The 10,854-nt window shown below is 63.8% G+C and carries 8 protein-coding genes and 1 pseudogene; 6 read left to right on the top strand and 3 right to left on the bottom strand.

Annotation, left to right across the window (positions count from 1 at the left end):
• The 3 genes from L981_RS17620 to L981_RS17610 form a co-directional block, all read left to right on the top strand.
• Positions 1 to 1,568, top strand: a 1,568-nt coding sequence (locus L981_RS17620) for an amylo-alpha-1,6-glucosidase (RefSeq protein WP_052201850.1), incomplete at its 5' end; no start/stop codon positions are given.
• A 14-nt stretch (positions 1,569 to 1,582) separates the two neighbouring features.
• Positions 1,583 to 2,617: a LacI family DNA-binding transcriptional regulator gene (locus tag L981_RS17615; protein WP_043618945.1), complete on the top strand. Its 1,035-nt coding sequence runs from the start codon at positions 1,583 to 1,585 to the stop codon at positions 2,615 to 2,617.
• A 126-nt stretch (positions 2,618 to 2,743) separates the two neighbouring features.
• On the top strand, positions 2,744 to 4,756 hold the full coding sequence (locus L981_RS17610; protein WP_043618943.1) for a beta-galactosidase: 2,013 nt from the start codon (positions 2,744 to 2,746) through the stop codon (positions 4,754 to 4,756).
• Positions 4,757 to 5,037: 281 nt separating this feature from the next.
• Here the strand turns inward: L981_RS17610 and pcaF are convergent, their stop codons facing one another.
• From pcaF to L981_RS17595, 3 genes are read right to left on the bottom strand one after another with little or no spacing between them, the layout of a single operon-like run.
• Positions 5,038 to 6,243 (bottom strand): 3-oxoadipyl-CoA thiolase, encoded by a 1,206-nt coding sequence (gene pcaF / locus L981_RS17605; RefSeq protein ID WP_043618940.1) that lies wholly within the window; start codon positions 6,241 to 6,243, stop codon positions 5,038 to 5,040.
• On the bottom strand, positions 6,243 to 7,025 hold the full coding sequence (locus L981_RS17600) for a CoA-transferase subunit beta (protein ID WP_043618937.1): 783 nt from the start codon (positions 7,023 to 7,025) through the stop codon (positions 6,243 to 6,245). The genes pcaF and L981_RS17600 overlap by 1 nt, the downstream gene beginning before the upstream one ends.
• Before the next feature lie 11 nt (positions 7,026 to 7,036).
• On the bottom strand, positions 7,037 to 7,897 hold the full coding sequence (locus tag L981_RS17595) for a CoA transferase subunit A (RefSeq protein ID WP_043618935.1): 861 nt from the start codon (positions 7,895 to 7,897) through the stop codon (positions 7,037 to 7,039).
• A 177-nt stretch (positions 7,898 to 8,074) separates the two neighbouring features.
• Here L981_RS17595 and L981_RS17590 point away from each other — a divergent pair, with 177 nt between their 5' ends.
• From L981_RS17590 to L981_RS17580, 3 genes and pseudogenes are all read left to right on the top strand, one after another.
• Complete coding sequence (locus L981_RS17590) at positions 8,075 to 8,830, top strand: IclR family transcriptional regulator (RefSeq protein WP_043618933.1); 756 nt, start codon at positions 8,075 to 8,077, stop codon at positions 8,828 to 8,830.
• A 534-nt stretch (positions 8,831 to 9,364) separates the two neighbouring features.
• Complete coding sequence (locus L981_RS17585) at positions 9,365 to 10,348, top strand: GAF domain-containing DNA-binding protein (RefSeq protein WP_082006069.1); 984 nt, start codon at positions 9,365 to 9,367, stop codon at positions 10,346 to 10,348.
• Between the two features lie 143 nt (positions 10,349 to 10,491).
• Positions 10,492 to 10,854: pseudogene (locus L981_RS17580) on the top strand (hypothetical protein); the annotation flags it as partial.

The following is a 10,854-nucleotide window of genomic DNA, read 5'->3' as shown; positions in this document are numbered from 1 at the left end:
CGCTTGGTCGCCTCTGCCGCGTCGAATTTCTCGATGCGGCGGGTGCGACCGTGACGCCTGTGCTCGTGCTTTCCCCGGAACGGCTCGATGCTCGCATCGGCGAGGGCGAAATCACCTTCGTCATCGGCGAAGGGGAGCGGCTGCACATATCCGGCAGGCAAGCCGGCGTGCGTTTCCACCTCGAAGGCTCGCGTTACGATTATGTCTACCGCACCCCGACCGGTGAGGATTGCCTCGTTGCCGCGGTCGAGAACGTCAAGTTCATCCCGCGGGCGATCACCGGCGACCTGAAGGTCACCGGCGCCTGGCAGCGCGATCATTCCGAAGACGTGTCATTCGCCTTCTCGGGGACCGCGGCTTTCGAGGGCAATGTCGATTTCTTCCGCACCGTGCCGCCTGTTGACCGTCCCGGCCGCTTCGCAGAAGCGCTCGCGGATGCGACGGCCGAGTTCTCAGAATGGCATGCGCGCGTTCCCAGCGGTGTCGACGGCCAGGACGAAGCGCACGGGCTGGCGAGCTATCTGCTCTGGGCGAACGGCGTGCCCGCCGGCGGCGCGCTGACGCGGCCGGCGATCTACATGTCCAAGAACCACATGATCAACATCTGGAGCTGGGACAACGCCTTTTCCGCCCTCGGCGTTGCCGCCTTCGACCCGGATCTCGCCTTCGACCAGTTCGCAGCAATCTTCGACCATCAGGACGCCTCCGGCCTGTTGCCGGATTATATCAACGACCGCGACGTGCTCTTCGCCTTCACCAAGCCGCCGGTGCATGGCTGGGCCGTCTCGCTGATTGCGGCTGCCGATCCGAGCTTCCTGACGGCAGAGCGAAAGGCATACCTGCGCGACGCTATCGGCAAGCAGGTGGACTACTGGCTGACCTATGGCCGCAGGGATGCGACGAGCCTGCCGTCCTATTTCCACGGCAACGACAGCGGCTGGGACAACGCCACCTTCTTTGCCGAAGGCGGCCCGGTGATCTCGCCGGATCTGCCCGTGTTCCTGATCCTTGCCTGCGAGGCGCTGGCCGATCTTCTCGAAGACGATGGAGAGCGCCGGGCGATGTGGCGGCAGAAGGCTGCAGACCTGCAGGCGCTGCTGTTTGAACGTCTGTGGACCGGCGAAACCTTTGGCGCTCGGCTCGCTGCGGATCCAGAGCGGATCTTGCCGGGCGAAAACCTCATCCAGTTCATGCCGCTGCTGCTGGGAACACGTCTGACGCCCGACATGCGCGAGAAGCTTGTGGCGCGGCTCGTCGCCGGCGACTTCATCACCGAATGGGGACCGGCGACCGAGAGCCCGAAGAGTTCCTTCTACGAGGACGACGGCTACTGGCGCGGCCCGATCTGGGCGCCGACCACGATGCTCCTCTGGGATGGGCTGCGCCAGCAAGGGGAGATTGAACTGGCCAACGAGGTCGCGGAAAAGTTCTGTTCACTGGCGAGCAAAAGCGGTATGGCCGAAAACTTCGACGCGCGCTCGGGGAGGGGCCTTCGCGATCGCGCATTCGCCTGGACATCCGCAGTCTATCTTGTGCTGGCAGCATCGCTCAGCGCTGACAACCCGTGACGAGCAGAACCGCCATGCAGAGACCGACGATCAAGACCATTGCGCAGGAGACGGGGCTTTCCATCGCCACCGTTTCCAAGGCCCTGAAGCATTCGCCTCAGGTTCGCCCGGAGACGCGCGCGATCGTGATCGAGGCGGCCGAGCGCGTCGGCTATGAACTGAACATGCACGGCGTGCAACTGCGCACCGGCAAGACCTACCAGGTCGCCGCCATCATGACGGCGCCGGGCCCGAAGCAGAACGAATGGGAAGGCGTCGAATACGCTCAGCTCTTGAGCGGCATTTCCTGGGCGCTCGAAGACAGTCCCTATCGCGTCTCGCTTTATGCTGTGCGGAATTTCGAAGAAAGCCAGGCGGTCATCAAGCAGATCGTTTCGCTGAAGAAGGCCGACGGCATCATCATCTCGGGAACGCGCGCCGACGATCCGCGCATCCGCACGATGCAGGCGGCGGATTTCCCTTTTGTCACCTACGGCACCAGCATTCACAATGCGCCGCATGCCTATGTCGATGCCGACAACGAGCAGATGATCCGGGTGTCGATGGCGCGGCTGACGGAGCGCGGCCATCGCCGCATCGCCCTGCTCAACCCGCTGTCGGACCTGAGCTACGGCATCACCCGGCTCGAAGCCTACAAACACGCGCTTGAAGTCGCGGGGCTTCCCTTTGATCCGGCGCTGGTCGCCCATGGCCGCCTGACGCCGGCCTTCGGCCGCGAGAACGTGCTGACCATGTCGGAACTCAGCAACCCGCCGACTGCCTATATCTGCGCCAACGAAGCCTCGGCGCTCGGTGCCTTCTCCGGTTTCCACGAGCGCGGTTTGGTGCACGGGCGTGACGCAGTGATCAACGCCACCGACGATCTCAATGTCAGCCAGTATTTCGCGCCGCCGATCACCACCTATTACCTGCCGATCAGCGAGCCGAGCAGCCTGCTCGGCGCCTATATCCTCAGGCGCATGGAGGGTGAGCCGCCGGAGGCGCTGCAAACGCTGCTCATGCCGAACCTGATCGAGCGCTGCGACGACCGCTTGAACCCGAACCGTTGACGAACTTCGCGCCCGCGCAGGGCGCTCATTCATGCCTTTGAATATAAACGTTTACATTCGAGGCCGTACTGACAAAACCCGAGGCCGGACCCAACCGGCCGTAAGACATGACGAAGGACCGGACCCGTGCACATGCCCCTGACGAGATCGAACCGCTTCAACGCCAAAGAGCAGCAGACCGACATGCTGGAGCTTGGCGTCTGCTACTATCCGGAGCAGTGGCCGCGCGAAAAATGGGAAGAGGACGCCCGCCGCATGGTCGAGCTCGGCCTTGCCTGGGTGCGCATCGGCGAGTTCGCCTGGGCGAAGATCGAGCCCCGGTCGGGCGAGTTCCATTGGGAATGGCTGGACGACGCCATTGAGGTACTCGGCAAGGCCGGCCTCAAGGTCATTCTGGGAACGCCGACCGCCGCACCGCCGAAGTGGCTGATCGATCGCTACCCGGATATCCTGCCCGTCGACGTCAAGGGCGTGGTGCGCAAGTTCGGCGCCCGCCGCCACTACTGCTTCTCCAGCCGCCGCTACCGCATCGAGGCGGCGCGCATCTCCGAGGCCATGGCCGAGCGCTATGGCAAGAACGCCTTCGTCCATGCCTGGCAGACGGACAACGAGTACGGCGACCACGATACGATCTACAGCTATTCCGACGAGGCGTTGCGCGCTTTCCGCGAATGGCTCGAGGCCCGCTATGGCTCGGTCGAGGAACTGAACCGCGCCTGGGGCACGGCCTTCTGGGCGATGAACTATCTAAGCTTCGACGAGATCGAGCTTCCGAACAACCTCGTGGAAGAGCCGAGCCCGACCCATATCGTCGACTACATCCGCTTCTCCTCCGACCAGGTGAAGAGCTTCAACAAGGCGCAGGTCGACATCATCCGCAAGCATTCGCCTGGCCGGCCGGTGACGCACAATTTCATGTCGCAGAACACCGACTTCGATCATTACAAGGTCGGTGAAGACATCGATATCGCCTCCTGGGACGTCTATCCGATGGGTGGATTGCTCAACGGCCGTCTTTCGTCGGAAGACAAGGGCCGGTATCTGCGCGTCGGCGATCCGGACCAGCCGGCCTTCAACCACGATCTTTACCGCGCCGTCGGCAATGGCCGCGTCTGGGTGATGGAGCAGCAGCCGGGCCCGGTGAACTGGGCGTCGCACAACCAGTCGCCGGCTGATGGCATGGTGCGGCTGTGGACCTGGCTCGCCTATGCCCATGGCGTCGACATGGTCTCCTATTTCCGCTGGCGGCAGGTGCCGTTTGCGCAGGAGCAGTTCCATGCCGGCCTGCTGTTGCCGAACAGCGAAGCGGACCAGGGTTATCTCGAAGTCGCGCAGGTGGCGGACGAGATGAAGCGCCTACCCAAGGGCGAACGTCGCGAGAAGGCCAAGGTCGCGTTCCTGCTCGACTACAATTCGCGCTGGGCGACACGTGCTCTGCCGCAGGGCCGCACCTATCTGGCGTCGCAGATCGCGCTCGACTGGTATTCGACCGTTGCCCGCCTCGGCGTCGATGTCGATATCATCGGCCAGCACTCGGACCTCGAAGGCTACCAGCTGGTGCTGGCGCCGGACCTTGTCATTCCGGATCAGGCCTTCGTTCAGAAGCTTGCCGCATCTGGCGCCAAGGTGCTCTTCGGACCGCGCAGCGGCAGCAAGACCGAAGACATGCATATTCCCGAGGGCCTGCCGCCGGGACCGCTCGCCGCGCTGATCGATGTGAGCGTCGCGCGCGTCGAGTCGCTGCCGGAATTTCACGGCGAGAGCGTGCTCTATGGCAACGAGACCTATCCAGCCGGCGTCTGGCGCGAAACGGTTCGCACCAGCGAAACCGTGCTGGCGACCTTCGAGGGCGACTACCGCAACGGCGCCCCGGCGCTCGTCGGCAATGACAAGGCGCGCTACATGGCAACCGGCGCACGAGGCGAATTGCTCGACAAGGTAATCGGCGACGCGCTCGGCTGGGCTTCGGTCGAGGCGCTCGCCGATCTTGGCGATCTGCGCATCACCCGCCGCGGCAAGCTCACCTTCGCCTTCAACTACGGCAAGACCGCCGTGGACGTGCCGGCGTCTGCGGGCGCAACCTTCCATGTCGGCGGCCGCAAGCTCGGCCCGGTCGACGTCGCGATCTGGTCGGAATAGCAGAGGGCCGAGTGGCCGCTTTGGACGCTGACGGTGGTGTTTGGCGGGAGAGCCACACAATCTGCCTCATCCTCGCCCTCGTGGCGGGGATCCAGCGACCCGAGTCCGTCGGGTCAGGAGACTCTTTCGGCCCAAAGACTTGGGCCTACTGGATTCCTGTGACAAGCAGAGGAATGACGGAGACATTGGTTACCTCCGACTTCTCAATCGCTCGAATCAAAGAGCCCGGCCTTTTTCGAAGGCCGGGCTCTTTGCGTTTCAGACGCCAATTGTTTTCGTCGTCAGACGCGCTCCAGCGCCACCGCGATGCCCTGGCCGACGCCGATGCACATGGTCGAGAGCGAATAGCGTCCGCCGGTCTCCTGCAGCTCAAGCGCCGCCGTGCCGGTGATGCGGGCGCCGGACATGCCGAGCGGGTGGCCGAGCGCAATCGCGCCGCCGTTGCGGTTGACACGCGGGTCGTCGTCGGCAATGCCGAGGTCGCGAAGCGTGGCGAGCCCTTGCGAGGCAAACGCCTCGTTGAGTTCGATGACGTCGAACTGGGCCTGCGTGAGACCGAGGCGGGCCATCAACTTCTTCGATGCCGGAGCCGGGCCGAAGCCCATGATGCGCGGCGGTACGCCGGCGGTAGCACCGCCGAGAATGCGGGCGATTGGACGCAAGCCGTATTTCTTCGCCGCTGCCTCCGAGGCGATGATCAGTGCCGTCGCGCCGTCATTGACGCCGGAGGCGTTGCCGGCCGTCACCGTGCCGCCTTCTTGTCTGAACGGCGTGCCGAGTTTGGCGAGCGCCTCCATCGTTGTTGCGCGCGGATGCTCGTCGCGATCGACGATAACAGGCTCACCTTTTCGCTGCGGGATCGTTACCGAGACGATCTCCTTCGCCAGCCGGCCGTTGGCTTGCGCTGCCGCGGCCTTCGCCTGGCTGCGAACGGCAAAGGCGTCCTGGTCCTCGCGGCTGACATGGAAGTCCGCCGCGACGTTTTCGCCGGTCTCCGGCATCGAATCGACGCCGTATTGCTTCTTCATCAGGGGATTGATGAAGCGCCAGCCGATGGTCGTGTCGTAGATTTCGGCATTGCGTGAGAAGGCGGTATCCGCCTTCGGCATCACGAAGGGCGCGCGCGACATGCTCTCGACGCCGCCGGCGATCATCAGCTCGGCTTCGCCCGACTTGATGGCACGCGCTGCTGCGATGACAGCGTCCATGCCGGAGCCGCAGAGCCTGTTGATCGTCGTGCCGGTGACGCCGACGGGCAGGCCGGCCAGAAGCAGTGACATGCGCGCAACGTTGCGATTGTCCTCTCCCGCCTGGTTGGCGCAGCCGAAGATCACGTCGTCGACGGCGTCCCAATCGACATCGGCATTACGCTCCATCAGCGCGCGAAGTGGGACCGCGCCGAGATCATCGGCGCGGACGGAGGAAAGCGAGCCGCCGAAACGGCCGATCGGTGTGCGGACATAGTCGCAGATGAAAGCCTCGGCCATCACGCAGCCTCCCTGTCGCCCTGGTGGGCCTTCTTGGTGCGGGCGTTGATGTCGCGGAGGGTCTTGAGTTCCAGTTCCGTCGGTGCCGGCGTCTCGATCACCTCTTCGGCGAACTGGATGGCCCAGCCGCAATTCTCGACGATCTGTTCGCGCGTCACGCCGGAATGGATCGAGACGACGGTCAGTTCCTTGGTCTCAGGATCCGGCTCCAGGATGCAAAGATCGGTGATGACGCGCGTCGGTCCCTTGGTTTTCATGCCCAGCCGCTCGCGGTGGTCACCGCCTTCGCCATGGCCCATGGAGGTGATGAAGGGGAGCTTCTCGACGAAGCCGCGTTTGGAAAGCGCCATGGTGATGAAGATACGGCCGCAGTTGGAAGCGATCTCCGGGGCACCGCCGCCGCCGGGCAGACGGACCTTCGGGTGGTCGTAGGGGCCGACGACCGTGGTGTTGAGGTTGGCGAACTTGTCGATCTGCGCGCCGCCGAGGAAGCCTGTCGTGATGCGCCCGCCCTGCAGCCAGTAGCGGAACATCTCCGGCACCGAGACGGTGAAAAGCGCGGTATCGCAAAGCTCGCCGTCGCCGATCGACAGCGGCAGCACGTCCGGCTTGGTGCCGACCGTGCCGCTCTCGTAGATCAGAGTGATGTCGGGCGCATGCGTCAGCCGCGCGACGTTGCAGGCCGCAGACGGAGCGCCGATGCCGACAAAGCAGACGTCATCGTTGGAAAGCGCCCGGGAAGCGGCAATCGTCATCATTTCGGTTGGGGTAAAATCGCTCATCCTATTCTCCCTCAAGCCGCTTTTGCCGGCTTGCTGCCGGCGTGCTTGGCGAAATCTTCCGGCCGGGCGTCGAGCACGTTTTCCTTGATCCATGCGGTGAAGCTGTCGCGGTCGCGGGCGATCTCGTCCCAGCCGATGTAGAATGCGTTGGAGCGCGGGTAGTAGCCGTGTGCGTAGGATGGGAAGGCGCCACCCGGAACATGGGCAACCGATGTGACCGCCCAGCTTGGCAGCACGAGGGAATTGGGCGACGGCGGGTTGAGCTCGTCGACGATCTCCTCCACCGTGACGATCGAGCGCTTGGCGGCAAGAACCGCCTCCTTCTGCACGCCGACGATGCCTTCGATCAGCACGTTGCCCTTCCTGTCGGCCCGTTGCGCATGGATGATCGTGACATCGGGGCGGATCGCCGGCACGGCGGCCAGCACCTCGCCGGTAAACGGGCAGGCGACCGACTTGATGTTCGGGTTCACCTTCGGCAGGTCGGCGCCGATATAGCCGCGCAGCGTCGCAAACGGCAGGTTGGCGGCGCCCGCCTCATAGGCATTGGCCATCGCCGCGTGGGAATGCTCCTCGATCTCCAGCGGTCGCGGCCACTGGTTTTCGACCGCGTCGCGGAAGCGGTGCAGCGAGCCGACGCCGGGATTGCCGCCCCAGGAGAACTTCATGCCGCGCGCCGCACCCACGCCGATCAGCTGGTCGTAGAGAATGTCCGGCGTCATGCGCACCAGATAGAGGTCCTTGCGGCCCTGGCGGATCACCTCATGGCCCGCGGCATAGGGGATCAGATGGGTGAAGCCTTCCATGGCGACGGTGTCGCCATCCCTGACATTGTCGCCGACGGCCTCGGCGAGCGAAACGATCTTCGCCATGTTTCCTCTCTTCATCTCAGTGATCTCTTGGCCTTCGTCGACCGGTGGGCGGCAGGCGCCTGCCTCTTCCGGATGCCAATAAGCGCCGATCGAAGGGCTCGGTCAAATATTTTGTGCGATATTTGACTTTTGTTCGTATATCGCACAAAATCGAACGGCATGATTGAGGAGGCAGGGATGCGGGAAACAGACTTCGTCAGCGGCTTTGCGCGTGGGCTGACAGTGATCGAAGCCTTCGATGAAACGCGGCCGAAACTATCGATCGCCGAGGCGTCGAAGATCACCGGGCTCGACCGGGCGACGGTGCGCCGGTCGCTGCTGACCCTCTCCGAGCTTGGCTATGCCGACTATGACGGCAAGTTCTTCGCGTTGACGCCGAAGATCCTGCGCCTCGGCCATGCCTATCTCTCGGCAACCCCGCTGCCGACGATCATCCAGCCCTATCTCGACCAATTGTCCGACCGCGCCGGCCAGAGCGCCTCGGCCTCGGTGCTGGACGGGACCGAGATCGTCTACATCGCCCGCGCCTCGCAGAAGCGGGTGATGTCGATCAACCTGACGACCGGTTCGCGCCTGCCGGCCTATTGCGCCTCCATGGGGCGGGTGTGGCTCGCAGCGCTTCCAGAAAACGAGGCGCGCGAGATCCTTTCGCGCTCGAACCTCAAGGCGAACACGCCCTATACGAAGACGGATCCCGAAGACCTCGTCGCCGAATTCCGCCGCGTGCGCGACCAGGGCTATGCGCTGATCGACCAGGAACTGGAACTCGGCCTTTGTTCCATCGCGGTGCCGCTCGAAAACGATCGCGGTCGGATCGTTGCGGCACTCAACATCGGCGCACCGGCAGCGCATGTGGCCGCGGCCGAGATGGTGGAGCGCTACCTTCCGCTGTTGAAGGAGACCCAGGCCGCCTTGCGTATAGTGCTGAGGTAGCTGCTTTCAGCGTTGGCGCTTGATGTCTTGCGCGCGGCGTGGGTGCGAAAACGGTAGGAACTGCGCCAGCGCCTTGTGGTGCTGGCTCCAATGGTCGAAGCGGCCAGCGACGGACCTCGGAGATCTCAGCGCGCGGGCCCTTGGCCGGCAACCTGTCTCGTGGCCAGGCAGGTCCCTCTGCGCTTAATGCCGTGGATGGTTTGATGGTGCTCGTCCCACCGGCAAGAACCGGTCTGGGACGCTGGAACGCGTGAAACCGACCCAAAAATGTTTCCGTGAGACAATGCAGTTTAGGCTTGCATTTGTTTTCCCCACAAATTCAAGTGGTCGCGCGGGTGGATGTCGAAGGCGAAGAGCGCCGACACTGGACGATGGAGGGGGGCCATCGCACCGCGATAACCGAATATTTTGTCGAATTTTGTCTACGGCCGCCTCTCGGTCACGTCTGGCTTTACTGCCACTGTTACGACCCGGATTGCCGGGAAACCCGAAATTTACAGAGCGATTCCTTTTCGCCTTTAGCTATCGAGCGTCATGAATGAGCAATTGTACCCGTCCGATCATTCCATAGGCCTGCCGCCCTACGAACTGATCGCGACGAACGAGCCGCCTTGCCCTGCCGTGGGACAACCCACACACGACTGGGCCTATCTGGCCGCCACGCACCTCATCGGTTCGCCGGCCAAAACGGCGATCGCCGCGATCCTGGAGGAAACCGGCAAGCTTGCTGGTGCCGACCGGGCGTGGATGTTCGAATACAGCGACGACCTTCTGCGTTTCCGCAACACCGACGAATGGGTGCGAGGCGGCGTGTCGTCGCATGTCGATGAGCTGCAGCAGACGCCGGTGACGATGATCGGCTGGCTGCATCAGTGGCTGGTGGCCGGCAAGGCAGTCATGATCAACGATGTCGCAAGGCTACCGCGTCCGGCGCGGGCGCTTCAGGCGGAAATGCTTCGTCAGAACGACAAGAGCGTTCTCTGCGTCCCGGTCTTTCACGAGGGCAGGTTGCGTGGCTGTATCGGCTTCGATGCGACGAGGGCATTGCGTCAGTGGCCGATCGAAGAAATCCACCAGCTCGTCCGCTGTGCAAAGCTGATCGGGATCGCACGCTACGGGCGCACGCAGACATATGGCGCCCGGGACGATGCGGGCGCCATTCCGTCCGCCGAGACCGACCCGGTCGTCCATCTGCATATGCCGGGACGCACCCGCGGCGTGCCGCTGTCTTCGATCGTCGGGCTTCGCTCCGCCAAGGACTACACCCAGATCTGGCTGAAGGACGAAGCCGCGGCCCTGGATCTTCGTCCGCTTTCATTCTGGATCGGTCTGCTGCCCAAGGCGAACTTCCTGCGCATCCATCGGACGGCGGTGATCAACCTGGCGCACGTGACCGAGCTCGACCGTCATTCCGGTCCGACCAAACAGGCATGGGCCGTGCGTCTGCGCAGGGCAGGCGAGACCTGGACCGTATCCCGCCCCTACAGGCAGGAATTGCGCAGTCGTCTCGGCATCTGAGATTTTCCACAGTGGCTGATATCGCGGTTTGTCGTTTCGTCGAACCCGTAGGTTGCTTCGTCGATAAGGCGTTGTCGCTGTAGGGTTGTCGTGTCAGCCAGCACCCTGAAGAATTTTAGGGGTGCGGGGCGGAGGGCAAGCCTTTGAAAAAAATCAATTGTCAGAATCAGGGCTTGGGAGCCGGGCGTGAGAGCGAAGAGCGCAACGACCGGCGGCCGCCATCGCGCCGCTCAGCAGCGGGGCGTCAGCGCTCGCTGATGAGCAGTACCGCTCTGTGGTTGTTTGCAGCCTCTGGTATTGCTCTCGGTATGGTCGCGGCCGTGCCGCTGGCGCATGCAGGAGGCAAGGGCGGCGCCGGTGGGAGCACGAGCGGTACCGGCGGTGATATCGACGGCAATCTGCAGGGGACGCCTGGCAGCAATGCGACCTATTCCGGAAACGGTGGCGGCGGCGGCGGGCCGGGCGCGGCCGGTGGCGCGGGAAGCCAGAGCGGCGCCGGGGTTGGC

The organism is Ensifer sp. ZNC0028 (assembly GCF_000799055.1).
GTDB lineage: Bacteria > Pseudomonadota > Alphaproteobacteria > Rhizobiales > Rhizobiaceae > Ensifer.
The sequence above is the reverse complement of the archived record's forward strand: the minus strand, read 5'-3'. Positions and strand labels throughout refer to the sequence as shown.